This window comes from Streptomyces sp. NPDC050416 (assembly GCF_044458845.1).
Taxonomy (GTDB): domain Bacteria; phylum Actinomycetota; class Actinomycetes; order Streptomycetales; family Streptomycetaceae; genus Streptomyces.
The window spans coordinates 101,829-124,807 of the sequence record NZ_JBITII010000004.1 but is presented as its reverse complement, the minus strand read 5'-3'; the positions used below and the strand labels follow the sequence as shown (position 1 = coordinate 124,807).

Genomic DNA, 22,979 nt, shown 5'->3' with positions numbered 1-22,979 from the left:
GGAACCCGGCCAGCGCCCCACGCGCCCCGGCCAGGACCAAGGACCCCGCAAGCAACGGAACGCGGTTCGCCTTGCAGCGGGCCTCAGCCCGTCACGACCCCCGATCCCCGACCCCCGGGGCCAACTCGGGTACGACGAGCACGGACCGGCCGGAGCCGACAGCCCCCGGGCCACCGGCAGTACGCAAGCCCACGGCCGACATGGAACCCGGCCCTCGACGCACCCGGCCAGGGCCAAGACCCGGCAAGCGACGGGCAGAAGGCTGCACACCCCCGGGCCCGTCGGCCCAGCCGACCCAACCAAGACGGAAAGCCCCCGACACGCAAGGGACATCGGCCGGCCGCGGCCCTCTGACACGCAGAACGGGCCGCGGGAGTCCGGGGCGTTGGCGCCGGGCACCGGCCCGTGGCGAGCCCGGCCCGTCCCCGGCCGCTGCGGCAGCCGCAGCCGCAGCGGTCAGGCATGTCGACCGTCCCTCCCACCGGACCGCCACCCCTTGCGCCCCCGTGGGCCTGCCGCCGTGCTCAGGGTCTGCAGGAGGGCCGCCAGGTCCGCCGCCGAGAGGCCCTCCGTCTCCGCGCCGGGCTTCGCGTCCTGGTGCGGGATGCCCCGGGCCTCGCGGACGGTGTGGGAGAGGCGGGAGTCCGTGCCCGGCACGTCCAGGGTCACCACCGCTCCCGGTTCGCGCGAACGCCGTCCCCGTCCGTCGGCACCCCGCTCCCCCTCGGTCTCGGTGAACCACTTGGGGCACCGGTCCACCGCCCGCAGCCCGCGCTCCCGGCGCACCGGCTCCCAGGAGCGCGATCCGGGCGCGCTCTCGGCGTAGACCTGGGTCAGCACCTGCACCGCCCGCACCCGCCCCACGGCGTGCGGCCACACCGCCCCGTGCCGCTCGACGGACAGCAGCCCCACCGACCTCATCCGGTCCCCCGGCCTCGGCCGCCGGTCGGGGTCCGCGGCCAGGGCCACCGTGAGGCCCGTCCCCTCCCGCACGACCCGGACGCCGCCCACGTGCTCGACCGGTCCGGCGAGTTCGGTGAGCTGGTCGTGCCAGCCGCCGCCCAGCACGCCGTCCGAGTCCACGAGCATCAGCGGCCAGCTCACCTCGTCCCCCACCGAGAACGGCGTGCCGCAGCACTCCATCTGCCAGTCCGCGTAGAACACGTGCCACAGCCCCATGCCCCCACCCTCCCCGGAACCGACCGCCCCGCGCGAGACGTTTTCCCCCTGCGCCCGGTACCGTCGGGCGTCCCATCGCGTGTCCGAGAGTGCAGGGAGTCCCATGACCACCGCCACCAGCCGCCACAGTGAGCGGCGGATCAGTCCCGTCTTCGTCGGGATTCTGGCCGTGACGGCGGTCACGGGGTGGGCGACCTGGACCGGGTTCGCGGAGCAGCCCGGGGTCGCCGTGTTCCTCTTCGTGACGGCGGCCTGGATCGTCTCGCTCTGTCTGCACGAGTACGCGCACGCGCGCACCGCCCTGCACAGCGGCGACATCTCGGTCGGCGCGAAGGGCTACCTCACGCTGAACCCGCTGAAGTACACGCACGCGCTGCTCAGCATCGTCCTCCCGGTGATCTTCGTGATCATGGGCGGGATCGGGCTGCCCGGCGGGGCCGTGTTCATCGAGCGGGGCCGGATCCAGGGCCGCTGGAAGCACAGTCTGATCTCTGCTGCCGGTCCGCTGACGAACGTGCTGTTCGCGGTCGTGTGCACGGCCCCGTTCTGGCTGGACGCGCTGGACGGCGTGCCGGCCGACTTCCGGTTCGCCCTGGCCTTCCTCGCGCTGCTCCAGGTGACGGCCGCGCTGCTGAATTCCCTGCCGGTGCCGGGCCTGGACGGCTACGGCGTCATCGAGCCCTGGCTGTCGTACGGCATTCGGCGCCAGGTGGAGCCGTTCGCGCCGTTCGGCCTGCTGTTCGTGTTCGCGCTGCTGTGGCTGCCCGCGGTCAACGGCGTGTTCTTCGACGTGGTCGACTCGCTCCTGAAGTCGCTCCAGATCAGTGACTTCGAAACGTACTGCGGTCAGGAGCTGTACCGCTTCTGGCAGGGCTCGAACGAGTTCTGCTCGGCCGCTCCCTGAGGCGTCAGCCCGTGACGGACTTCTCCTGCTTGCCGCGCTTCACGTAGTACCAGCACATGTTGGACGACAGGCCCGCCAGCAGCACCCAGACGATCCCAAGCCAGCTGCCCCGTGTGAAGGAGACCACGGCCGCGGCCACGGCGAGGACGCAGAGAATCAGGGCGTAGAGGGCGAGGCGGGGCATTTTGGTCGACTCCTGTCGGGGGACACTGCTACGACGACCAGTGTCCCCCATGCGCCTCACCGGCTCACACGTCGGTGACGCGAAGCCCCGCGTGCGCCTTGTACCGGCGGTTCACGGAGATCAGGTTCGCCACCAGCGACTCCACCTGGTGGGCGTTGCGCAGCCGCCCGGCGAAGATGCCGCGCATGCCGGGGATGCGCCCGGCGAGGGCCTGCACGATCTCGACGTCGGCGCGGACCTCGCCGAGCACCATCACGTCGGTGTCGATCTCGTCGATCTCCGGGTCCTGCAGCAGCACGGCCGACAGGTGGTGGAAGGCGGCCGTGACCCGGGAGTCCGGCAGCAGGGCGGCGGCCTGCTCGGCGGCGCTGCCCTCCTCGGGCTTGAGCGCGTAGGCGCCCTTCTTGTCGAAGCCGAGCGGGTTGACGCAGTCGACGACGAGCTTGCCGGCCAGCTCCTCGCGCAGGGATTCGAGGGTCTTGCCGTGTCCGTCCCAGGGCACGGCGACGATCACGATGTCGCTGCGGCGCGCGGTCTCGGCGTTGTCGGCGCCCTCGACGCCGTGTCCGAGTTCCTCCGCGGCGGCCCGGGCGCGGTCGGCCGCCCGCGACCCGATGATCACCTTCTGCCCGGCCTTGGCGAGCCGGTAGGCGAGGCCCTTGCCCTGCGGCCCGGTCCCGCCGAGCACTCCGACGACGAGTCCGGAGACGTCGGGCAGGTCCCAGGGGTCCTTGGCGGGGGCCTTCTGGGCGTTGTCGGTGGCAGCACTGTCGGTAGAGGTCATGGCCCCGACTCTACGTGCGAGGCGGTCATCGGCTCAGGTCAGCTCCGTCACGGGCACCCGGCGGAAGGTGACGGTCTCGTAGGCGCTGAAGTCGCCGGTCTCGTACAGCAGACCCACGGTGTCCGCGTCGACGCGCACGAGGTCGGAGTACGCGGCGGGCAGGCCGTCCACGGTGTGGGCGGGGCGCCAGGTGGTGCCGCCGTCGGCGGAGGTGCGGATCGTCATGAGCGCGCGGAAGCCGGGGTCGGCGGGGCCGGAGTAGAGCAGCACGTCGGGGTCGCGGAGCTGGAGGACGCTCGCCTGGCACACGGGAGCGGACAGGCCCGCCTGCGGACGGAAGGGTTTCACCAGGGTCCGGCCGCCGTCGGCGGAGTGGGCGTCGGCGCGGGTGCCGGGCGACGGGGAGTCGTTGCGGGTGTTGAAGTAGACGCGGCCGTCGGGGAGTTCGGCGGCGGAGGTCTCATTGGCGTTGATGTAGCCGTCGGTGTTGTCGTCGACGTAGCCGATCCGCCAGGTCGCGCCCCGGTCGTCGCTGAGCAGGCAGTGGCCGCCGTTGTACCTGCCCTCCGTGCCGTTGTCCGTGCCGGTGGGCGGCAGGGAGTGGTTGGCGGGGACGACGATCCGGCCGGTGCTCAGCTGGAGGGCGTGGCCGGGGCCGGTGGCGTACCAGCGCCAGTGCGGCTTCTCGGCCTGCTGGGTGATCTCCCTCGGCGCGGACCAGGTGAGGCCGTCGTCGTCACTGTGCTGCACCCACACGCGGCGCCCGTCGGCCGCGCTCACCTTGCCGCGCCGGATCGCGTCCTCGGTGGCGTGCGCGGCGTTGCGTACGTGCACCAGGAGGACGCGGCCGGTGTCGAGGACGACGGGGGCCGGGTTGCCGGCGAGGGCGTCGCCGTTCTCCGCGACGACCAGGAGCGGGCCCCAGGTGCGGCCGCCGTCCGTAGAGCGTTTGAGGACGACGTCGATGTTCCCGAAGTCGTCCCGGGAGCCGACACGGCCCTCGCAGAGTGCGAGCAGGGTGCCGCGGACGGTGGCGACGACGGCGGGGATGCGGAAGCTGGCGTACCCCTCGCGGCCGGCGCGGAAGGGGACACTGGTCTCGGTCATCGGCGGGTTCCTCCGGGCGTTCGACGACGGTACGGATGACCGGTCCCTCTGCCCGAGCCGGGCGAATGCGGGGTGAATTCCGCATCACGACTGACCGATTGGGGCAGGATGCGGTCGTATGGATGCCGTACGGGTCGCGCTGTTGCGGGAAGTGCTCGCCGGGACGGAGTGGCTGGGCGCCACGCGGCGGTTCGCCGGTGCGCTGCGGGGGTCGGTGGTGTCGCACGGCGGCGGGCTGCTGCTCGTCGGCACGCCGGAGTACGAGCCGTGGCACCTGGCGGCGCACCTGGTGGACGAGGCGGCGTGGTCGGGCACGCCGGAGCTGGCCCCGACGCTGGTACGGCATGACGCGCGCCCCTCGGATCCGGCGCACCTGGCGGTCGGCCTCGGGCGGCTGGAGGCGGCCCGGCGGGGCGAGACGCTGCTGGTGGTGTCCCCCGAGGACCCTGCCTCACCCCTCCTCGAACGGGTGTCCGACGCCCGGCGCGCCGGGGCGACGGTACTGTCCCTCGGCCCCGGCGAGGGCGAGCTGCCGGTGATGGCCCACGAGGCCCTGGCCGTGCCCGACGGCTCGGAGCTGGACCTGGACACCGTGCAGCACCTGGTCAGCGCGGCGGCCGGGGAGAACGCCCTGCCGACACCGCGCGGCCGGCGCCGCTTCCGGGACAGGGTGGCGAGACTGGCGGAACACCTGACGGCCCCACCGCCGGCGCGCTGGTAGGGGCGGTGGGGCCGGTCCGTCCGTTGACGCGGCCGGGCGAGGTGCGCGCAGCCGCCGGGATGCGCCTACTCGTCGTCGCGGCCGCCCGCCGGGGCGTCGTGCCACTTGGGGTCGTTCTCCCACTGGAGGTTGCGTGCGCGGGCGGTCTCCATCGCGTGTTCGGCTTCCGTGCGGGAGGCGTACGGCCCGAACCGGTCCTTGTTGGGGCACTCCGGCCCCTCCTCGACCTTCTTGTGTTCCAGGCAGTAGTACCACTCACCCGGTTTGCCGACCGTCCGCTTCTTGAACAGGGCCATGACCAGCTCCTCTCGCCACCGTCATGTTCCCCCATGGCCGCTGGTTAGACTCGCTGGCATGTCTGGCCAGTCGCTGCTCGTACCGGGGGAACTGTCCCCCACCCGTCCCGTGCCCGGAAACATCCGTCGCCCCGAGTACGTCGGCAAGCCCGCGCCGACGCCGTACACCGGACCGGAGGTGCAGACGCCCGAGACGATCGAGGCGATGCGGCTCGCGGGCCGGATCGCCGCCCGGGCGATGGCGGAGGCCGCGAAGCTGATCGCCCCCGGGGTGACCACCGACGAACTGGACAGGGTGGCGCACGAGTACATGTGCGACCACGGCGCCTACCCCTCGACGCTGGGCTACCGGGGCTTTCCGAAGTCGCTGTGCACCAGCGTCAACGAGGTCATCTGCCACGGCATCCCGGACTCGACCGTCCTGCGCCACGGCGACATCGTCAACCTGGACGTGACGGCGTACATCGGCGGCGTGCACGGCGACAACAACGCCACCTACCTGGTCGGTGACGTCGACGAGGAGTCGCGGCTGCTGGTGGAGCGCACCCGGGAGTCCCTCAACCGGGCGATCAAGGCGGTCAAGCCGGGCCGGCAGATCAACGTCATCGGCCGGGTCATCGAGTCGTACGCCAAGCGCTTCGGCTACGGGGTGGTCCGGGACTTCACCGGCCACGGCATCAACTCGTCGTTCCACTCGGGCCTGATCATCCCGCACTACGACAGCCCGCACGCGACGACGGTCATCCAGCCGGGGATGACGTTCACGATCGAGCCGATGCTGACGCTCGGGACGCACGAGTACGACATGTGGGACGACGGCTGGACGGTCGTGACGAAGGACCGGAAGCGGACGGCCCAGTTCGAGCACACGCTGGTCGTGACGGAGTCGGGCGCGGAGATCCTCACCCTGCCGTGACCGCGGCGGGTCCCCCTCGCACAGGGCGAGGGGGACCCGCTGCCGTCGGTCAGCCGCCGGCTCAGACGTCGAAGACGCCCTTGTGGCAGACGGCGCCGCCCCACTCCAGTTCGGCCGTCTCGGCTTCGATCTCGCGAAGTACGGGCTGCACGGGATCGGATCGGATGCGCACGGGGGCTCCTCTCGAGAAGGATGAGTGGTCAGGCCCAGAGGTCCCCGTTCGGTACCGCGCACACGCTGTTCCACCCGTACGGAGACGCGCCGCCCGGGTCAGCGTTCGAGATGCACCCGGCCGCCGACCTCGGTCCAGCCGCCCGGCTGGGGTGCGGTGAGGATCTGGGAGCCCGCGCCCTGGGTGATGTTGAGGGCGCGGCCGAGCCGGTCGGTGAGCAGCAGGGCCGCCGCCCCGGTCGCCTCGTCCTCGTCGATCCCGTCGCCGCGTCCGGGGAAGGCCCGGGCCCGCACCCGTCCGGCGGACTCGTCCTGCCACGCCCAGGCGTACACCCACTCCCCCGGCGGCGGCACGGCCAGACCGTCGACCTCGGCGGCGCTGCCGTACTGCCGCAGGGTGCGCTGCGGCACCCACTCCGCCCGCGCCTCGATCCAGCAGAACTCCCCGTCCTGCCGGGCACCGACCACCCCGGCGGGTGTGACCAGTTCGGGCACGTCGAGCAGCCAGGCCGTCCCGACACAGGGGTGCCCGGCGAAGGGCAGGCGCAGGGTGGGCGTGTAGATGTCGATCACCCCGCGCTCGGGGTCGTCGACGAACACGGTCTCGCTGAAGGCGAGCTTCGCGGCGAGCTCCTGCCGCTCGCTCCGCTCGGGCAGCACCGAGCCCTCGCGCACGACACCGAGTTCATTGCCGTATCCGCCGTCCGGCCCACAGAAGACGCGGAGCACGTCGTAGTCAGTCACGGGGGCATTCAAACATCGCCCGGGCGGCCAGGTCGTCCCAGGCGGCCGTACCGCCCGGAAGGGGCCGGGCGACGGTGCGGGCCGTTTCGCAGGGCGGGTCCGCCAGCGCGGTGCCGAGGCCCTCGGCCAGGCGGTGGTCCGCCGCCCCGGGGCGGCGCGCCGGTGCCGCCGTACGGCGCTCGTACTCGTCGGTCAGGTTCCGCAGCCGCCGCCAGACATCGTCGTCGACGGGCCGCGCGAGAACCACGCACTCGGTGTCCGAGCCCTCCGCCGGCGCGGCGACGGCCCGGTCGTGGCCGTCGAGGATCAGCCAGCCGTCGAGCGGGGTCACGAACCACAGGAGCACCGGCGCCAGCCTGCCCTCGCGGGCCCGGCGCCGGCAGGCCTTCACCCGGGGGGCGTCCGGCGGCGAAAGAGGGCGCACAGGCACGACTCCCCTGCCGGCCGCCGGCGCACCAGTCGGGGTGGCAGCCGGGCCATCTGGCGTACTGGTGCGGCATGTTCGCGTTCGAGCGGGTCAGGTCGGCGCGGACGGGCGGCAGCGGTGAGCGGTAGCCGGGGAGGTGATGCGGGAAGAGGCCCTCGTTCGGGCCGTCCACGCGGCCGAGCAGCACCGGCCGGCGGCCCTGCCGCAGCAGCAGCCGGCCGCCGTCGGCGGCCTCGAAGCGCGACTTTTGACCTCCCCTTGACCACATTATGGGAGTGATTTTGAGCCACTTAAGCAATTCTTATCTAGCTTAGGTGAGCCTCACCTTCCCCGTCCCCAGGAGCCTTCATGCGACCCGCAAGCCCTGTATCCGTCGTGATCGCCGCAGCGGCGGCTCTGACCGCTGTCACCGGCTGTACGGAGAAGAGCAACGCCGAGGACGGCGACCACGTGGTCCGCGTGACAGCCACGGACGACAAGTGCGAGGTGTCGAAGAAGGAGTTCCCCGCCGGACACGTCGAACTGGCCGTGGAGAACAAGGGTTCCAAGGTCACCGAGGTCTACGTGCTCTTCCCCGACGACCGTGTGGTCACCGAGCGGGAGAACATAGGTCCCGGCACCAAGCAGCGGGTCACCGCCGAGGTGAAGGCCGGCGACTACCAGATCGCCTGCAAGCCCGGCATGAAGGGCAAGGGCATCCGACAGGCCGTCAAGGCCACCGGCGGCAAGGCGGTCAAGCGCGACCCGCGCCTGGACGAGGCCGTGGCCGCCTACCGCGCCTACACCCAGCAGCAGGCCGACGAGACCCTGCCCAAGGCCGAGACCTTCGCCCGGGCCGTCAAGGACGGCGACCTGGAAGCCGCGAAGAAGTCCTACGCCCCCTCCCGCATCGGCTGGGAGCGCACCGAGCCGGTCGCCGAGTCCTTCGGCGACATCGACCCGAAGGTCGACGTCCGCGAGGACGGCCTGGAGGACGGCCAGGACCCCGCCAAGGACTGGACGGGCTGGCACCGCCTGGAGAAGGCGCTCTGGCAGGACAAGAAGATCGGCGACCGTGAGAAGGAACTCGCCGACCGGCTCATCACCGACCTGAAGGACTGGCAGGACCGGGTCGGCAAGGCCGAGATCACCCCGACCTCGATGGCCAACGGCGCCAAGGAACTCCTCGACGAGGTCGCCACCGGCAAGGTCACCGGCGAGGAGGAGCGCTACTCGCACACCGACCTGGTCGACTTCAAGGCCAACGTCGAGGGCGCGCAGAAGTCGTACGAGCTGCTGAAGCCGGTCGCCCAGGAGAACGACAAGGCCCTCACCACGGAACTGGACAAGCAGTTCGCCACCTTGAACAAGCTGCTCGACAAGTACCGCCCGGACACGGCGTCGTACGACTTCACCTCGTACGACAAGGTCGGCAAGGCCGACCGCAAGGAGCTCTCGGACGCGGTCAACGCGCTGGCGGAGCCCCTGTCGAAGCTCGCCGCCGCAGTCGCGAAGTAGGGGGCCGCCCGCATGACGGACAACGACACCCCCTCCCCCTCCCGGCGCGCCCTGCTCGGCTGGGGCGGCGCGGGCCTGGCCCTCGGCGCCGCCGCGGCGGGCGGAGCGGTGGCGATGGCCCGCACCGACGACGCCCCCGCGCCGGACACCGGGACCGCGATCCCCTTCCACGGCGCGCACCAGGCGGGCATCGCCACCCCGGTCCAGGACCGGCTGCACTTCGCCGCGTTCGACGTGAAGACCGACGACCGGGCGGAGTTCGTCCAGCTGCTGAAGGACTGGACGGAAGCCGCCCGCCGCATGACGGCCGGGCACCCGGTGGGCGAGGGCGGCTTCGGCGGCCTCCCCGAAGCGCCCCCGGACGACACCGGCGAGGCCCTGGACCTCAAGCCCTCCCGCCTGACCCTCACCATCGGATTCGGCCCGAGTCTCTTCGAGAAGTTCGGCCTGGCGGAGCAACGGCCCGCCGCCCTGGTGGACCTGCCGAAGTTCGCGGGCGACAACCTCGACAAGAACCGCAGCGGCGGTGACCTGTGCGTCCAGGCCTGCGCCGACGACCCCCAGGTCGCGGTCCACGCCGTCCGCAACCTGGCCCGCATCGGCTTCGGCAAGGTCGTCATCCGCTGGTCGCAGCTCGGCTTCGGCAAGACCTCGTCGACGACACCCGAGGCCCAGACGCCACGCAACCTGATGGGCTTCAAGGACGGCACCCGCAACATCGCGGGCACGGAGACGGACCGTCTCAAGAAGTTCGTCTGGGTGGACGACAAGGACGACCCGGCCTGGATGCGGGGCGGCTCCTACCTCGTCGCCCGCCGCATCCGCATGCACATCGAGACCTGGGACCGCACCTCGCTCCAGGAGCAGGAGGACATCTTCGGCCGGGACAAGGGCGAAGGCGCCCCGGTCGGCAAGGCGAAGGAGCGCGACGAGCCGTTCCTGAAGGCCATGAAGCCCGACGCGCACGTCCGGCTCGCGCATCCCGACGCCAACCACGGAGCGACGATCCTGCGCCGCGGCTACTCCTTCACCGACGGCACCGACGGACTGGGCCGCCTGGACGCGGGCCTGTTCTTCCTGGCCTACCAGCGGGACGTCCGCAAGGGCTTCATCCCGATCCAGCGCAACCTGGCCACGGACGCGCTCAACGAGTACATCCAGCACGTGGGTTCGGCGCTCTTCGCCATCCCGCCGGGCGTCCGTGACAAGGACGACTGGTGGGGCCGGACGCTGTTCTCCAAGGAGGTCTGAGCCCGTTGTTCTCCAACTACCTGATCGGTCTGCGCGAGGGCCTGGAGGCCAGCCTCGTCGTCTGCATCCTCATCGCCTACCTGGTCAAGACGGACCGCCGGGACGCGCTGCGCCCGATCTGGATCGGCATCGGCATCGCGGTCGCCCTCGCGCTCGGCTTCGGCTGCGCGCTCGAATTCGGCTCGCAGGAGCTGACGTTCGAGGCGCAGGAGGCGCTGGGCGGGTCCCTGTCGATCCTCGCGGTCGCTCTGGTGACGTGGATGGTGTTCTGGATGCGGCGCACCGCCCGGCACCTGAAGTCCGAACTGCACGGCAAGCTGGACGCGGCCCTCGCCCTGGGCACGGGTGCGCTGGTCGCCACGGCGTTCCTGGCGGTGGGCCGTGAGGGCCTGGAGACGGCCCTGTTCGTCTGGGCGTCGGTCCACGCGGCGAGCGACGGCAGCCCGCGCCCTCTTCTCGGCGTCGCCCTGGGCCTGTTGACGGCGGTCCTCCTGGGCTGGCTGTTCTACCGGGGCGCCCTGCGCATCAATCTCGCCCGGTTCTTCACCTGGACCGGCGGCATGCTCGTCGTCGTGGCCGCGGGCGTACTGGCGTACGGCTTCCACGACTTGCAGGAGGCCCGCTTCCTGCCGGGCCTCAGCGACAAGGCCTTCGACATCTCCGGCACGATTCCGCCGGACAGTTGGTACGGCACGTTGCTCAAGGGCGTGTTCAACTTCCAGCCGGACCCGACCGTGCTCCAAGTCGTGGTGTGGCTGCTGTACCTGATCCCGACGCTGGCTCTGTTCCTGGCCCCGACGGGTTTCGGACGCCGCCGGACCACCACGACACCGGTGCGCGACAAGGTCTGACGCTGCTGAGGCGGGGGCGGTGCGCAACTCGGCGCGACGACGTGCCGCTGCGCCCACCCTTGCCGCCTGGGGGCACCTCGGCGTCAGGCGCAGCCCCCCGCCCAACCGCCGGAGGCACCCGGTAGGGTTCGCCTCCGGAAAGGGGAAGGTGAAGGAACCCGATGATCAGGGATCGCGACCCTCGAACGCTCCGCAGGTCCGCCCGGAGCGCCCTCATAGCAGCCTCGGTGACCGCTTTGTCGTTGACGGCGAGCGGATGCGTCGTGGTGCACGGCGAACGGGAGATCCTCCCGTCCACCACCCGCGCCGAAGCCGCCAAGGCCCTCCAGGAGTTCACGACCGCGTACAACGAGGCCGACAAGGCCTACGACGCGTCCCTGGACGCCGACCACACCACCGGCGCCCTGGCCGACATCGACTCGGCACGCCTGAAGGCCGGCAAGACGAACAACCCGGACGGCAACCCGAACCACACGCCCCTGAAGCTGACGGACGCGAAGTACACGATCCCCAAGAAGGCCGGCTGGCCCCGCTGGTTCCTCGTCGACGCGGCCGGCAACAAGGGCGGCGCCGCCCGCTGGCTGCTCGTGTTCACCCGCAGCAGCCTGGACGACCCCTTCCAGGTCGCGTATCTCACCCTCGTCGCACCGGGCAAGGTCCCGCAGTTCAAGAAGGACGCGGACGGCTGGGCCGAGTCCGTCCCCGTGAACTCGACCGGCCTGGCCGCCACCCCCCGCGACCTGAGCCAGGACTACACGACCTACCTCAAGAACGGCGGCGACACCTTCGCCGACGGCTCCCACACCAGTCAGTGGCGCGCCCTGCGCGCGAAGAACGCCAAGAAGCCGGGCCTGGTCACCCAGTACATCGACGAGCCGCTGACGAACGGCGACTACCAGCCCCTCGCCCTGCGCACGGCGGACGGCGGCGCACTGGTGTTCTTCACGACACGGCACTACGAGAAGCAGACGGCCTACGCGGGCACGACGTTCCCCATCCCCAACAAGGACGTCCTCGCACTGACGGAGGGCGAGGTCAAGCAGTCCCTCCTGATGGAGTTCGTCTCCAACGAGGTGGCCCTGGACCCGCCGAAGGGCAGCGGCAGCGGACAGGTGACGATCCTCGGCCGGATCCAGGGAATGACCTCGGCGGAGGGCTCCTGAGGCAGGACGAAGCCGGGCCGGCTCAGTGCCGCAGCGGCCAGGCCGCCCCGGCGTGGTCGGCGTCCTCACCGGCGTACCGGGCGCAGGCCTCGGTCAGCGTCTCCAGCAGGGTCAGCGGATCCGGCAGCGGATGCTCGGGCCCGCGTACCCAGTGCACCGTCTGGTCCTCGCCGGGCAGCCGCGCCGGCGGTACGAGGACGTAGGAGCCGCGGCAGTGCCACCGCAGCCCGGGGTGCTCGTCCATCGTCTCGGGGTGGCAGTCCAGTTCGCACGGCCACCACTCGTCCTCGTCCTCGGGCGTCCCGCGCGTGAGGGTGAAGAACAGCATGCGTCCGTCGTCGCTCTCGGCGACGGGCCCGACCTCGACACCGGCGGCGAGCAGCCGCTCCAACGCACTGCGACCGGCATCCAGGGGCACGTCGAGGACGTCGTGCACCATGCCGGTCGCGGTGATGAAGTTGGCCTGCGGCTGATGGCGGGCCCAGCGTTCGATCTGGGCGCGGTCGGTGGTCGACTGCGTCTGCCAGGCGAAGGACACCGGGTGCCGGGCCGGGGTGGGACAGCCGACGCGTTCGCAGGAGCAGCGGTATCCGGCCGGGTGGGCGGCGGGCGCGAGCGGCAGTCCCGCTCCGGCGGCGGCGAGCAGCAGGGCCTCCCGGCCGCCGTCACCGGCGGTCTCCTTGGGCCGGCGCCCGGCGCGCAGCCACTGGGTGAGTTTGCCCTGTAGGCCGGTCCTGCCGCCGTACTCCGCGCTCATCTATCCCCTCGCCTCGCTGTCGTGCGGAACAGCATGCCTCATGGTCCCATCTTGCCGCGCGCCGGGGGGCCAGTGCCCACATCCGGGGCAGGAGGGCCGAGACGGGTACCGGTGGGGCGAGGCATATGCCCGTAGGGCGAGAGGTACTCCGCACCGTGATCGGGTGTCATTGCCCACTTTGCCGTGACATGGCGCCCTACCGTGGTCGCCATGGTCACAAGGATCGCGCTGACGGGCCTCGCCTCCGCGGTTTCGGTGGTCTCGCTGACCCTCACGGGACCGGCGGGCATCCGCCCGCCGGAGTGGGGCATCCGCCCGCTGGAGTGGGGCACCGGCCCCCTGACTGTGGCGGCGCTCCCCCGGATCACGTACGTCGCCCACCGCGGCGGCGCCCTCGAGGTTCCCGAGAACAGCATGACGGGGCTGGTGGCCGCCTACGAGCGCGGTACGGCGCAGGTGCTGGACTTCGACACGCGGCTGCTGCGCGACGGTACGCCGGTGGTGTTCCACGACGAGACCCTGAACCGCACCACCTACCTGGGCGGCGAGGTGCGCGGCCTCGACGCCCGGGAGTGGCGGGGCGTCCGGCTGCGCCCGAAGGACGCGCTGCCCGGCAGCTGGCGCTCGGAACGGCCGCCGACGGTCGCCGAGGTACTGGACCGTTTCGGCGGGCGGATCGTGCTGATGCTGGAGGCGAAGGACCCGCGGAGCCTGGACCGGCTGGCCGGGCTGATCCGGGCCCGTGGCCTGACCCGCTCGGTGTTCGTGAACTCCAACGACCCCGAGGTGGCCCGGCGCGTCCACCGCCTGGGCCTGCTCACGCAGTTGTGGCGCTCGGCACGGCAACTGCGCACGGACCGCCCGGAGCGCTGGCGGTCGTATGTGGACCTGCTGGACGTGGACCACCGGGCGCGTGACGCGGATCTCGCGCGGGCGGTGCGGTCGGGAATTCGGCGGGTGTGGGCGCACACGGTGGTGACGGACGCGCAGCGGGACCGGGTGCTGGCGCTGGGCTGCGACGGCGTGATCACGGACGCGCCGGGACGCCTCGCGCGGGCCGGCCGGCGGGGTCCTCAGCGCGGCGCGAGGCCGTGAAGGGCGTAGTCGACGAGGGTGTCGGTGTACTCGTAGGAGATCGGGCCCGTGTGCTGGAGCCAGCGCTGGGCCAGCGGGGAGATGAAGAACTCCAGGGCGATGCGCGGGTCGATGTCGGGCCGCACCTGACCGGCCTCCTGGGCGGCCCGCAGCCGGCCGATGTAGAGGTCGAGTGAGGGCTGCATCAGCTTGGCGACGAGTTCGCGCCCGAGTTGCTCGTTGACGACGCCCTCGGCGGCCAGCGCGCGGGACGGCGCCTCGAACCTCGGGTCGCGCAACTGGTCGACGGTGGCGCGCAGGACGCCCTTGACGTCGGCGGCGAGGTCGCCGGTGTCGGGGAAGGCGTACGGCTCCGGTCCCGCTTCCCGCAGGGACTGCTCGCCCAGGTCCAGGAACGCCTCCATCAGCACATCCGCCTTCGACGACCACCAGCGGTAGATCGTCTGCTTCCCGACGCCGGCGCGGGCGGCGATGCCCTCGATGGTGGTCTTCGGATAACCGACCTCCACGACGAGCGCGAGGGCGGCGTCGTAGATGGCGCGACGGGACTTCTCGCTGCGCCGGGAGGCGTCGGGGGCGGGCTTTCCGGGGGCGGGCTGTGCGGACTTCTGTGCGGCCATGGACCGAATTTATCAGGTTGACAAGACGGACCGTCTCGCGGACAGTGGAGCATTATGCACGAGACGAACCGTCTCGTCGCGGAAGAGGAATGGAAAAGGAGCCCCACATGACCCGAGGTGGAGCCGGAAACCTGCTGGGTGTCGGCGGATCGCGCCAGAAGCTCGGCCGCAAGGCGCTGCGCGGCGGCGGCCGGGGCGGCCGGATCGGCGGCGGCCTCGATCCGCGGGCCCAGAAACGCGAGTTGCTGCGCAAGCTTCAGGAGAAACGGCAGCAGCAGGCAGGACAGGAGGACCGTACGACCGACACATCGTCGTGAGCCTCCCCCGCCCGGGGGAGACGGTCCCCTCGCGCGCGGGATCCTCCCGGGACGTCCGGCGGATGTACTGAACCGGCCGACAAACCGCGGCCGAACAACCGCGACCGACGGACACCCGGGAGGACTCACGATGCGCGTGTGGACGAGACGACGACTGCTCACCTCGGCGGCGACGGCCGTCTCGACGGCGGGTCTCGCCGTGACGGCAGCCCTGCCCGCCCGGGCGGCGGCCGCAGCGGCCCGTCCCGGCACCGGCGACATCGCGGACGCGCTGCGGGCGCTGCCCGGACTGCGGCTGATCGAGGAGCGGCAGGACGCCGAACCGGGCTACCGGCACTTCGTCCTGGGCCTGCGCCAGCCGGTCGACCACACGAACCCCGCGTCCGGCACCTTCGAGCAGCGCCTCACCCTGCTGCACACCGCCGCCGACCGGCCCACCGTGCTGTTCAGCACGGGCTACCAGGCGGTCCTCGCACCCCGGCGCACGGAAGCGACGGTCCTGCTGGGCGCCAACCAACTCCAGGTGGAACACCGCTACTTCGGCACGTCACGCCCCGCAGGGACCGGCTACGCCCACCTCACGATCCGCCAGGCCGCCGACGACCACCACCGCGTCGTCCGGCTCTTCCGCCGGCTCTACTCCGGCGCGTGGATCTCCACCGGTGGCAGCAAGGGCGGTATGGCGAGCGTCTACCACCGCCGCTTCCATCCCCACGACGTGGAGGGCACGGTGGTCTACGGAGCCCCGAACAACGTCGACGACCGCGAGGACTCCGCCTACGTCCGCTTCCTGGGGACGGTCGGTACCCCCGCCGCCCGCGAGGCCATCGAGGCCGTCCAGCGGCGCATCCTGCTGAACCGGGCGGACATGGTCGCCCGCTACGAGGCCTGGGCTGCTGCCGCCGGCGACACCTTCCGCATCGTCGGCAGCGCCGACAAGGCGCTCGAAATCGCCGTGCTGCGCGCGCCGTTCATGTTCTGGCAGCGCGGGACGGCGGCCGACATCGCCGCGCTTCCGGGCCCGGAGGCGACGGCCGACGAGCTGTACGCGTGGCTCGACGACACCGCCGGCCTGTCCCTGTACGCCGACAGGACGGCGCAGCACTACGTCCCGTACTGGTACCAGATCGGCACGCAGCTGGGGTACGGCAGCGTCCCCACGGCCCACCTGGCGGATCTGTTGCGGCACCCGGACGCCATCGAGGCGCGCAGTTTCGTCCCGAGGGACATCCCGATGCGCTTCGACCCGGAGGCCATGCCGGACATCGACCACTGGGTCCGCCGCCGCGGCAGCCGGCTGCTGTTCGTCTACGGCACCCAGGACCCCTCCGTGGCCGAGCACTTCCAGCCGGGCGGGGCCGACTCACAGGTCCTGTGGGTACCGGGCGGCAATCACGGCGCCGACATCGCCGACCTGTCCCCCGCCGACCGGGTGTCGGCGGAGAAGGCGTTGTCCCGCTGGGCCGGTCAAGGTTGACCGGTTCCGGTCAGGGCGCAGGAGGCCAGGCGTCGCCCCAGTCCGCGTCCCGTGCCGCCTTGTAGAGATCGCCGTGGCGTTTGGTGACGGTGGTGCGGTGCAGGGACGGTTCGGTCTCGCACAGGTCGAGGAGGACCTGGCCCTTGCGGATCTGCGGGCGCCGCACGACACGGGAGGGTGCCGGGGTCACGGGGAAGCGGGCGGCGGCGACGTAGCTGAACTTCTCGTCCTCGTAGGGGAGGGAGCCGCCCTTGACCTGGCGGTGCAGGGAGGAACGGCTGACCCGGGCGGAGAAGTGGCACCAGTCCGTGCCCGGGGCGATGGGGCAGGCGGCGCTGTGCGGGCAGGGGGCGGCGACGTGGAAGCCGGCGCCGACCAGCCGGTCGCGGGCCTCGATGACGCGGGCGTAGCCGTCGGGAGTGCCGGGCTCGACGATCACCACGGCCTGGGCGGCGGTCGCGGCGGCGTCGACGAGGGCGATGCGGTCGGGGGCGGTCAGCTCGTTGAGGACGTAGGAGACGGTGACGAGATCAGTGCTCTCCAGAGTGAGCGCCGCTCCGATCCGAGAGCGCTGCCACCGTACGTCCCGCAGGGCCGGGTCGGCCGCGGCGATCTCCCGCCCCAGGGCGAGCGCGGGCTCGGCCCAGTCGAGCACGGTGACCGGCCGCTCCCCGCCCCAGGTGGCACTCACGGCCCAGGCCGCCGCACCCGTGCCGCCGCCGACGTCGGTGTGCGATCCGGGCACCCACGCGGGCGCGGCCTCGGCGAACGCCTCCAGCGCCGACCGCACCGCCTCGAAGGTCGCGGGCATGCGGTAAGCCGCGTAGGCGGCGACATCGGCCCGGTCCCGCAGGATCGGCGCGTCGGTCGGGGTGGCCCCGCGGTAGCTGGCGATCAGCCGCTCGACCGCCTGCGCGGCCTGCCGGGGCGGCAGCCCGTCGAGCAGACCGGCGAGGGCGGCGCGGAGGGTTTCGGCCGGGGGTGCGGGGGCGTTCACCCGGCGATTCTACGAGGCCCCGAGCCCGGAGACTCACCCGTCCGGGCTGGTCGGACTGTGCACGTGGGGCGGTCGGCATGACGCTGGAAGCCCATTCGTCGCGCCGAGCTCACAGCTGGCTGCTGTCCCCGCCTGCCGCCGCTCCTTCGGGCACGCAATGGGCCACGCGGCCGGCTACTGCCGGACCGCTGCGGCCTCGCAAGGGGCACCGGTCGCACACAGGTGCGGAACCCACCGACCGGCCCCGGCCGCCTCGCGATCGCGCGGACGGACGCCGACCTGGTCGCCGGAGAGGTGGCGGCCGGAGCCCAGCTGGCCCTTCTGGACCGCTGCCAAGGCGCCGCCGAAGCGCTCGCGCGCTTCGGTGTGATACTCACCTCGCTCTTCCGTTCGGAGGATCTCGCACCGAGCTGAATCAGAAAGGCGCTGAGGCATGACCACCATCCTGGAAGCCCTTCGGGACAACCCCTATCCCGGTCGGCTCATCCTGCTGGCACGCACTCTGAACGGGGAGCTGACCGCCGCGTACGCGCTCACCGGACGGAGCGAGGCATCCCGGGCCCGCCGGATCGAGCTCACCGTGTCCGGGGAGCTGACCGTCGTACCGGTCGGTGCCACGGGCCACGACAGCCTCCGGCACTACGTCGCCGCGACCGCGGACGAGCGATGGGCCGTCTACGGCAACGGGGAACAGGTGACGGAGGTCGCCGCTCGGCTGGCGAAGGGCCTCGCCCCCGCTGGCGCGCTGGAGGACCTCGGCTACGAGCCGGACCCGCCGATCTGCACCCCGCGGATCACCGCTGTCGTGGACCGTGTCGGCCACCGGGCCTGGTTCGGCGCGGCACGCCGTCCGGACGGCCAGCGGGAGAGCGCGGACACCACCGTGGTCGCGCTGGGCGATCTCGCTCCAGGGCAGGCCGTGGTGCTGAGCACCTACCAATCGGACGGAGACACTGTGTCGACGGCCCGACGCCACCTCGACCTGAGCACCGCCGCCCAGGACGCGGACGCGCTGCTGGCGGAGCTGTGGTCGGCGCTGGACTCTCGCTTCCTGGTCGCCGCAACCGCGTTCGCACCGATCACCGGCGTTCAGGGGCCCATTCGCCATGCCTGACCCGGATCAAGCGGGAGCAACACCGTGTTGATGCTTGCGTGGGTCCCCTCGGGCTCACTCCCCCTCTCACCTCCCCCGCACCGCCCGAGCCACCCGGGTCCCCGCCGCCGCCCTCGGCGCGCTGTCCGGGTGGCGGCGGCGGGGATGGACCGCGTTGGTGAGGAGGATCAGGAACGTGTCGGTCGCCGGGTCGAGGACGAGGGACGTGCCCGTGAAGCCCGTGTGGCCCGCCGCGCCGCGTCCGGCCAGGTCACCCATGAACCAGGGCTGGTCGAGGGAGAAGCCCAGGCCCGGTGGGGTGAAGAGGAGTTCGACGAAGTCGGGGCCGAGGATGCGGGCGGGGCCGTGGGAGCCGCCGGCGAGGAGGGTGCGGCAGAAGACCGCGAGATCCCGGCCCGTGGAGAACAGGCCCGCGTGGCCCGCCACACCGCCCAGCGCCCAGGCGTTCTCGTCGTGCACCTCGCCCCGCAGCATCCCCCGGTCCGCCTTGGCCCACGGCCGTCGCTGGTCCTCCGTCGCCGCCGCCCCGGGGCACGGCCCGAAATCCGTCGCCGTCATGCCCAGCGGCCGGGTGATGCCGTCCCGGAAGAGGACGTCGAGCGTGCGGCCGGTGAGGCGTTCCAGGAGGTGCTGGAGGAGCAGCATGTTCAGGTCGGAGTAGCGGTACGTGCCCGGGGTCTCGACCGGCGCCTCCGCCCGCAGCCCGGCCAGCCGCTCGGCGTCGTCCGCGCAGTCGTACAGCGGGAGTTCGGTCCGCAACCCGGACGTGTGGGTGAGCAGCTGCCGTACGGTGATGCCGTGCCGTGCCGCCCCCGTGAAGTCGGGCAGGTACGCCCCCACCCGCGCGTCGATGCCCAGGGTGCCGCGCTCGATCTGCTGCACGGTGGCCACGGCTGTGAACAGCTTGGTCAGGGACGCGAGGTCGAAGGGCGTGCCGACGGTCATCGGGACCCGGTCCTCGACGGGCAGTTCCACGCCGGTGTCGGTGTCCTCGTCGTAGGCCGAGTAGCGGACGGCCCAGCCGGCCGCCTCCTCGACCGCGATCACGGGGCCGCGGCCGACGACCAGGACCGCGCCCGGCGCCCAGGGGCGCTGCCCGGTGGTGAGGACGTGGATCTCCCGGACCAGGTGACGCAGTTCCCCGGGGTCGAGGCCGGCCCGTTCCGGCGTGCCGTGGCGCAGTCGTGGTGCGCTCAGCTCCCTGCTCCCTCCACGCTCGCGCGCCTGCCGTCCGTTTCCCCGGCCGTGTTCCGGTCCGTCTCCTCAGCCGTGTTCCGGTCCGTCTTCCCGTCGGGATTCTCGTCCGTCTTCCCGTCCGGATTCTCGTCCGTCTTCCCGTCCGTCTTCCAAGGTCGGCACATTCCCACGAAGCAGGCCAGTGCCACCAGGGCGGCGGCCAGTTGGACGACGGCCATCGGGACGGCCGTATCCTCCCCGGCGACTCCGACGAGCGGGGAGGCGATCGCGCCGATGAGGAACGACGACGCGCCGAGCAGGGCGGACGCCGAGCCGGCGGCGTGCTTGGTGCGCATCAGGGCGAGCGCCTGGGTGTTGGGCAGGGTGATGCCCATCGCGGACATCAGGACGAACAGCGCCACGGCGACGGGCGCGAGGCCGACCTCGCCGAACACGCCCAGGGACATCAGCAGCAGCGCGGTCGCGGCCGTGATGACGATGGCCAGGCCGGTCCCCAGGACGCGGTCCAGGCTGACCCGGCCGACCAGGATCTTGCCGTTGATCTGGCCGACGAGGACCAGCCCGACCGAGTTGACGCCGAAAAGCAGGCTGAACGTCTGCGGGGAGGCGCCGTAGATCTCCTGGATGACGAAGGGGGACGCGGAGATGTAGGCGAAGAGGGCGGCGAAGGCGAAACCGCCGGTGAGGGTGTAGCCGGCGAAGGAGCGGTCGGCGAGCAGGCCGCGCATCGCGCGCAGGGCCTCGCCGACGCCGCCGCTGTGGCGCTGCGCGGGCGGCAGGGTCTCGGGCAGCCTCGTCCAGACCAGGAGCCCGATCAGGACGCCGATGGCCGTGAGGACGACGAACACGCCCCGCCAGTCCGTCACGCGCAGGACCTGCCCGCCGATGAGCGGCGCGACGATCGGGGCGACGCCGGAGATCAGCATGAGGGTGGAGAAGAAGCGGGCCATGGCCATGCCGTCGTACAGGTCGCGGACGACGGCCCGGGCGATGACGATCGCGGCGGCGCCCGCGAGGCCCTGCGCCAGCCGGAAGGCGACGAGGCATTCGACGGTGGACGCGAGCGCGCACAGGACGGTGGCGACGATGAAGACGCCGAGCCCGGCGAGGAGGGGGCGGCGGCGTCCCCAGCGGTCGCTCATCGGACCGACGACGAGCTGGCCGAGCGCCATGCCGGCCAGGCAGGTGGTGAGGGTGAGCTGGACGGTCGCGGCTGGCGCGTGCAGGGCGCGGGTGACCTCCGGCAGGGCCGGGAGGTACATGTCCATCGCGAGTGGAGGTACGGCGGTCAGGCTGCCGAGGAGGAAGGTGACCAGGAGCCCGGTGCGGCGGTGCGGTGTGAGGTCGGGCCGCTCCGTCCCGGCAGCGGCCCCTTGCGCGGTGTTCGATATGGACGCCCCACCCTCGGGCATGAGTCCCTCCCTTTTCGAGTCGATCGCCACCTATGCTCTCAGCTCGTACGGGCTGCTCGGGTTACGAGGTGAAGGCGGGGCGGGAATGACGGCGGACACGGTGCGGTGGGGGATCCTGGCGACCGGCGGGATCGCGGGCGCGTTCACCGCGGACCTGATCGACCTGCCGGACGCCGAGGTCGTGGCGGTGGCGTCCCGGTCGGAGGCGTCGGCGAAGACGTTCGCGGAGCGGTTCGGGATTCCGCGGGCGTACGGCGACTGGGACGCGCTCGCCCGGGACGAGGACATCGATGTCGTCTACGTCGCCACTCCGCACACCGCGCACCGGACCGCCGCCGGTCTGTGTCTGGCGGCCGGGCGGAACGTGCTGTGCGAGAAGCCGTTCACGCTGAACGTGCGCGAGGCGGCGGAACTCGTCGCGCTGGCGAGGGAGCACGGGCGCTTCCTGATGGAGGCGATGTGGATGTACTGCAATCCGCTGGTGCGGCGGCTGAAGTCGCTGGTCGACGACGGCGCCATCGGTGAAGTGCGCACAGTACAGGCCGACTTCGGGCTGGCCGGGCCGTTCCCGCCCTCGCACCGGCTGCGGAACCCGGAGCTGGGCGGGGGCGCGCTGCTCGATCTCGGCGTGTATCCGGTGTCGTTCGCGCAGCTGCTGCTCGGGGAGCCGTCGGACATCGCGGCGAGAGCGGTGCTCTCCGATGAGGGCGTCGATCTCCAGACGGGAGCACTGCTCTCCTGGGAGAGTGGCGCTCTCGGCTCGGTGCACTGCTCCATCGTCGGCGGCACGGCGACCTCCGCCTCGGTCACCGGCTCCCAGGGCCGTATCGACATCCCGCACGGCTTCTTCTTCCCGGACCGCTTCGTGCTGCACCGGGACGGCCGTGACCCCGAGGAGTTCACGGCCGACCCGGCGGACGGGCCCCGCAACAGCCTCCGTCACGAGGCGACCGAGGTGATGCGCGCCGTGCGCGCCGGTGAGACCGAGTCCCCGCTCGTCCCGCTCGACGGCACGCTCGCCGTGATGGGGACCCTCGACGCGATCCGGGACCGCGTCGGCGTCCGCTACCCGGGCGAGACCCCGGACGAGGACCTCACGGCCGAGCTGACGCCGGCTTGAGCCCTGCTCACTCCGGCCTGAGCCCTGCTCGCTCCGGCTGAGCCCTGCTCACGCCGGCTTGAGCCCCTGCTCCCCCACCTCCGTCACGAAGGAAGCGGCCGTCGCGACCGGCGCCCCCTGCCGGGTCACGTACGGCACGGTCTTGAAGTCGGCCCGCGCCGACTCCCGTCCCAGGGCGACCGTGACGTAGCCGCGCCGCCCGTTGAAGAACTTCAGGTGCGGGTTGGCGGACCTGTAGGTGTCCCAGGTGGCGGGCTTGTCGGCGCCGTCCCGGCCGCTGGAGATGGACGTCGCCACGATCTCCGTGCCGAGCGTCGCCGAGGACTGGTCGTCGAAGTCGTCCTTGATGTCGAAGGCGTACGCCGCGTGCACGTCGCCGCTGAGCACCATCAGGTTCTCGACGCCGGTGGCTTTCGCCCCGTCGAGGACGCGCCGGCGTGAGGCGCTGTAGCCGTCCCAGGCGTCCATCGACACCCGCGACGGGGTGGTGGCGTCCATGTGCCGCCGGGCGAACAGGACCCGGTGGCGGTGAGGAAGCGGCGGCGGCCGATGTGCCGGGCCGCCGCGCGGAGTTCGGGGGCGTGCTGGGACGGGTGTGCTGCGGGTGTCATCCGGTCCTCCCCTGACGAATGGCTGCAGGGGGCATTGGAGTGGCCGGGGACGACACCTGGTCGACAC

25 protein-coding genes and 1 pseudogene are annotated in these 22,979 nt (G+C 72.1%); 13 read left to right on the top strand and 13 right to left on the bottom strand.

Annotated elements, in window-relative coordinates; translation table 11 throughout:
• Positions 1–456: 456 nt before the first annotated feature.
• Complete coding sequence (locus tag ACIBL4_RS13875; protein WP_399409590.1) at positions 457–1,179, bottom strand: DUF6578 domain-containing protein; 723 nt, start codon at positions 1,177–1,179, stop codon at positions 457–459.
• A gap of 103 nt (positions 1,180–1,282) precedes the next feature.
• Here ACIBL4_RS13875 and ACIBL4_RS13870 point away from each other — a divergent pair, with 103 nt between their 5' ends.
• The gene (locus tag ACIBL4_RS13870; RefSeq protein WP_399409588.1) at positions 1,283–2,083 is read left to right on the top strand and encodes a site-2 protease family protein; all 801 of its coding nucleotides are present in this window, start codon (positions 1,283–1,285) and stop codon (positions 2,081–2,083) included.
• Between the two features lie 4 nt (positions 2,084–2,087).
• On the opposite strand, the gene ACIBL4_RS13865 is transcribed toward ACIBL4_RS13870, so the two are convergent.
• The 3 genes from ACIBL4_RS13865 to ACIBL4_RS13855 are packed head-to-tail and all read right to left on the bottom strand — an operon-like array spanning position 2,088 to position 4,158.
• Positions 2,088–2,318, bottom strand: a complete 231-nt coding sequence (locus tag ACIBL4_RS13865; RefSeq protein WP_399409586.1) for a hypothetical protein — start codon at positions 2,316–2,318, stop codon at positions 2,088–2,090.
• 13 nt (positions 2,319–2,331) lie between these two features.
• On the bottom strand, positions 2,332–3,051 hold the full coding sequence (npdG, locus tag ACIBL4_RS13860; protein ID WP_030837291.1) for an NADPH-dependent F420 reductase: 720 nt from the start codon (positions 3,049–3,051) through the stop codon (positions 2,332–2,334).
• A 33-nt stretch (positions 3,052–3,084) separates the two neighbouring features.
• Positions 3,085–4,158, bottom strand: coding sequence for an exo-alpha-sialidase (locus ACIBL4_RS13855; RefSeq protein ID WP_399409584.1), 1,074 nt, complete (start codon positions 4,156–4,158; stop codon positions 3,085–3,087).
• Positions 4,159–4,276: 118 nt separating this feature from the next.
• On the opposite strand from ACIBL4_RS13855, the gene ACIBL4_RS13850 reads away from it, so the two are divergent.
• On the top strand, positions 4,277–4,879 hold the full coding sequence (locus tag ACIBL4_RS13850) for a hypothetical protein (RefSeq protein WP_399409582.1): 603 nt from the start codon (positions 4,277–4,279) through the stop codon (positions 4,877–4,879).
• 65 nt (positions 4,880–4,944) lie between these two features.
• Here the strand turns inward: ACIBL4_RS13850 and ACIBL4_RS13845 are convergent, their stop codons facing one another.
• On the bottom strand, positions 4,945–5,175 hold the full coding sequence (locus ACIBL4_RS13845; protein ID WP_355856951.1) for a hypothetical protein: 231 nt from the start codon (positions 5,173–5,175) through the stop codon (positions 4,945–4,947).
• A 58-nt stretch (positions 5,176–5,233) separates the two neighbouring features.
• Between ACIBL4_RS13845 and map the strand changes: the two genes are divergently transcribed.
• A complete protein-coding gene (map, locus tag ACIBL4_RS13840; RefSeq protein WP_399409579.1) occupies positions 5,234–6,091 on the top strand; it encodes a type I methionyl aminopeptidase in 858 nt (285 codons plus the stop codon).
• Between the two features lie 270 nt (positions 6,092–6,361).
• Here the strand turns inward: map and ACIBL4_RS13835 are convergent, their stop codons facing one another.
• Both ACIBL4_RS13835 and ACIBL4_RS13830 read right to left on the bottom strand, forming a co-directional pair.
• Positions 6,362–7,006 carry a PhzF family phenazine biosynthesis protein gene (locus ACIBL4_RS13835; protein WP_399409577.1) on the bottom strand — a complete coding sequence of 215 codons (645 nt, stop codon included), beginning with the start codon at positions 7,004–7,006 and terminating at the stop codon, positions 6,362–6,364.
• Positions 6,999–7,430: a hypothetical protein gene (locus ACIBL4_RS13830; protein ID WP_399409575.1), complete on the bottom strand. Its 432-nt coding sequence runs from the start codon at positions 7,428–7,430 to the stop codon at positions 6,999–7,001. Before ACIBL4_RS13830 ends, ACIBL4_RS13835 begins: the two co-directional genes overlap by 8 nt.
• A 351-nt stretch (positions 7,431–7,781) precedes the next feature.
• Between ACIBL4_RS13830 and efeO the strand changes: the two genes are divergently transcribed.
• From efeO to ACIBL4_RS13810, 4 genes are all read left to right on the top strand, one after another.
• The gene (efeO, locus tag ACIBL4_RS13825; RefSeq protein ID WP_399409573.1) at positions 7,782–8,930 is read left to right on the top strand and encodes an iron uptake system protein EfeO; all 1,149 of its coding nucleotides are present in this window, start codon (positions 7,782–7,784) and stop codon (positions 8,928–8,930) included.
• Positions 8,931–8,942: 12 nt separating this feature from the next.
• Positions 8,943–10,181: an iron uptake transporter deferrochelatase/peroxidase subunit gene (gene efeB, locus ACIBL4_RS13820; protein WP_399409571.1), complete on the top strand. Its 1,239-nt coding sequence runs from the start codon at positions 8,943–8,945 to the stop codon at positions 10,179–10,181.
• 5 nt (positions 10,182–10,186) lie between these two features.
• Complete coding sequence (efeU, locus tag ACIBL4_RS13815; RefSeq protein ID WP_399409569.1) at positions 10,187–11,032, top strand: iron uptake transporter permease EfeU; 846 nt, start codon at positions 10,187–10,189, stop codon at positions 11,030–11,032.
• A gap of 161 nt (positions 11,033–11,193) precedes the next feature.
• Positions 11,194–12,195, top strand: a complete 1,002-nt coding sequence (locus ACIBL4_RS13810; RefSeq protein ID WP_399409567.1) for a hypothetical protein — start codon at positions 11,194–11,196, stop codon at positions 12,193–12,195.
• A 22-nt stretch (positions 12,196–12,217) separates the two neighbouring features.
• On the opposite strand, the gene ACIBL4_RS13805 is transcribed toward ACIBL4_RS13810, so the two are convergent.
• Positions 12,218–12,952 carry a bifunctional DNA primase/polymerase gene (locus ACIBL4_RS13805; protein WP_399409565.1) on the bottom strand — a complete coding sequence of 245 codons (735 nt, stop codon included), beginning with the start codon at positions 12,950–12,952 and terminating at the stop codon, positions 12,218–12,220.
• Between the two features lie 210 nt (positions 12,953–13,162).
• Here ACIBL4_RS13805 and ACIBL4_RS13800 point away from each other — a divergent pair, with 210 nt between their 5' ends.
• Positions 13,163–14,047 (top strand): glycerophosphodiester phosphodiesterase, encoded by an 885-nt coding sequence (locus tag ACIBL4_RS13800; protein WP_399409563.1) that lies wholly within the window; start codon positions 13,163–13,165, stop codon positions 14,045–14,047.
• Here the strand turns inward: ACIBL4_RS13800 and ACIBL4_RS13795 are convergent.
• Complete coding sequence (locus tag ACIBL4_RS13795) at positions 14,026–14,667, bottom strand: TetR/AcrR family transcriptional regulator (RefSeq protein WP_399409561.1); 642 nt, start codon at positions 14,665–14,667, stop codon at positions 14,026–14,028. The genes ACIBL4_RS13800 and ACIBL4_RS13795 overlap by 22 nt on opposite strands.
• A 107-nt stretch (positions 14,668–14,774) precedes the next feature.
• Between ACIBL4_RS13795 and ACIBL4_RS13790 the strand changes: the two genes are divergently transcribed.
• On the top strand, positions 14,775–14,984 hold the full coding sequence (locus ACIBL4_RS13790) for a DUF6243 family protein (protein WP_399409558.1): 210 nt from the start codon (positions 14,775–14,777) through the stop codon (positions 14,982–14,984).
• A 130-nt stretch (positions 14,985–15,114) separates the two neighbouring features.
• Entirely contained in the window at positions 15,115–16,461 is a 1,347-nt protein-coding gene (locus ACIBL4_RS13785; protein ID WP_399409556.1) for a S28 family serine protease, read from the top strand.
• 10 nt (positions 16,462–16,471) lie between these two features.
• Here the strand turns inward: ACIBL4_RS13785 and ACIBL4_RS13780 are convergent, their stop codons facing one another.
• Complete coding sequence (locus ACIBL4_RS13780) at positions 16,472–17,458, bottom strand: small ribosomal subunit Rsm22 family protein (protein WP_399409554.1); 987 nt, start codon at positions 17,456–17,458, stop codon at positions 16,472–16,474.
• 222 nt (positions 17,459–17,680) lie between these two features.
• Between ACIBL4_RS13780 and ACIBL4_RS13775 the strand changes: the two genes are divergently transcribed.
• Together ACIBL4_RS13775 and ACIBL4_RS13770 are read left to right on the top strand one after the other, a co-directional pair.
• Positions 17,681–17,872: a hypothetical protein gene (locus tag ACIBL4_RS13775; RefSeq protein WP_399409552.1), complete on the top strand. Its 192-nt coding sequence runs from the start codon at positions 17,681–17,683 to the stop codon at positions 17,870–17,872.
• 19 nt (positions 17,873–17,891) lie between these two features.
• The gene (locus tag ACIBL4_RS13770) at positions 17,892–18,572 is read left to right on the top strand and encodes an IMP cyclohydrolase (protein ID WP_399409550.1); all 681 of its coding nucleotides are present in this window, start codon (positions 17,892–17,894) and stop codon (positions 18,570–18,572) included.
• 66 nt (positions 18,573–18,638) lie between these two features.
• On the opposite strand, the gene ACIBL4_RS13765 is transcribed toward ACIBL4_RS13770, so the two are convergent.
• Positions 18,639–19,769 carry a serine hydrolase domain-containing protein gene (locus ACIBL4_RS13765; protein ID WP_399410568.1) on the bottom strand — a complete coding sequence of 377 codons (1,131 nt, stop codon included), beginning with the start codon at positions 19,767–19,769 and terminating at the stop codon, positions 18,639–18,641.
• Positions 19,766–21,181 carry a multidrug effflux MFS transporter gene (locus ACIBL4_RS13760; protein WP_399409548.1) on the bottom strand — a complete coding sequence of 472 codons (1,416 nt, stop codon included), beginning with the start codon at positions 21,179–21,181 and terminating at the stop codon, positions 19,766–19,768. The genes ACIBL4_RS13765 and ACIBL4_RS13760 overlap by 4 nt, the downstream gene beginning before the upstream one ends.
• A gap of 85 nt (positions 21,182–21,266) precedes the next feature.
• On the opposite strand from ACIBL4_RS13760, the gene ACIBL4_RS13755 reads away from it, so the two are divergent.
• Positions 21,267–22,301: a Gfo/Idh/MocA family protein gene (locus ACIBL4_RS13755; protein ID WP_399410566.1), complete on the top strand. Its 1,035-nt coding sequence runs from the start codon at positions 21,267–21,269 to the stop codon at positions 22,299–22,301.
• Between the two features lie 48 nt (positions 22,302–22,349).
• On the opposite strand, the pseudogene ACIBL4_RS13750 reads toward ACIBL4_RS13755, so the two are convergent.
• Positions 22,350–22,823, bottom strand: a pseudogene (locus ACIBL4_RS13750) (alkaline phosphatase D family protein); the annotation flags it as partial.
• Between the last annotated feature and the right edge of the window lie 156 nt (positions 22,824–22,979).

Coding starts and splice junctions, on each gene's coding strand:
- ACIBL4_RS13875 (WP_399409590.1), bottom strand. CDS start 1,179: ATGGGGCTGTGGCACGTGTTCTACGCGGACTGGCAGATGGAGTGCTGC.
- ACIBL4_RS13870 (WP_399409588.1), top strand. CDS start 1,283: ATGACCACCGCCACCAGCCGCCACAGTGAGCGGCGGATCAGTCCCGTC.
- ACIBL4_RS13865 (WP_399409586.1), bottom strand. CDS start 2,318: ATGGGGGACACTGGTCGTCGTAGCAGTGTCCCCCGACAGGAGTCGACC.
- npdG (WP_030837291.1), bottom strand. CDS start 3,051: ATGACCTCTACCGACAGTGCTGCCACCGACAACGCCCAGAAGGCCCCC.
- ACIBL4_RS13855 (WP_399409584.1), bottom strand. CDS start 4,158: ATGACCGAGACCAGTGTCCCCTTCCGCGCCGGCCGCGAGGGGTACGCC.
- ACIBL4_RS13850 (WP_399409582.1), top strand. CDS start 4,277: ATGGATGCCGTACGGGTCGCGCTGTTGCGGGAAGTGCTCGCCGGGACG.
- ACIBL4_RS13845 (WP_355856951.1), bottom strand. CDS start 5,175: ATGGCCCTGTTCAAGAAGCGGACGGTCGGCAAACCGGGTGAGTGGTAC.
- map (WP_399409579.1), top strand. CDS start 5,234: ATGTCTGGCCAGTCGCTGCTCGTACCGGGGGAACTGTCCCCCACCCGT.
- efeO (WP_399409573.1), top strand. CDS start 7,782: ATGCGACCCGCAAGCCCTGTATCCGTCGTGATCGCCGCAGCGGCGGCT.
- efeB (WP_399409571.1), top strand. CDS start 8,943: ATGACGGACAACGACACCCCCTCCCCCTCCCGGCGCGCCCTGCTCGGC.
- ACIBL4_RS13810 (WP_399409567.1), top strand. CDS start 11,194: ATGATCAGGGATCGCGACCCTCGAACGCTCCGCAGGTCCGCCCGGAGC.
- ACIBL4_RS13805 (WP_399409565.1), bottom strand. CDS start 12,952: ATGAGCGCGGAGTACGGCGGCAGGACCGGCCTACAGGGCAAACTCACC.
- ACIBL4_RS13800 (WP_399409563.1), top strand. CDS start 13,163: ATGGTCACAAGGATCGCGCTGACGGGCCTCGCCTCCGCGGTTTCGGTG.
- ACIBL4_RS13795 (WP_399409561.1), bottom strand. CDS start 14,667: ATGGCCGCACAGAAGTCCGCACAGCCCGCCCCCGGAAAGCCCGCCCCC.
- ACIBL4_RS13790 (WP_399409558.1), top strand. CDS start 14,775: ATGACCCGAGGTGGAGCCGGAAACCTGCTGGGTGTCGGCGGATCGCGC.
- ACIBL4_RS13785 (WP_399409556.1), top strand. CDS start 15,115: ATGCGCGTGTGGACGAGACGACGACTGCTCACCTCGGCGGCGACGGCC.
- ACIBL4_RS13770 (WP_399409550.1), top strand. CDS start 17,892: ATGACCACCATCCTGGAAGCCCTTCGGGACAACCCCTATCCCGGTCGG.
- ACIBL4_RS13760 (WP_399409548.1), bottom strand. CDS start 21,181: ATGCCCGAGGGTGGGGCGTCCATATCGAACACCGCGCAAGGGGCCGCT.
- ACIBL4_RS13755 (WP_399410566.1), top strand. CDS start 21,267: ATGACGGCGGACACGGTGCGGTGGGGGATCCTGGCGACCGGCGGGATC.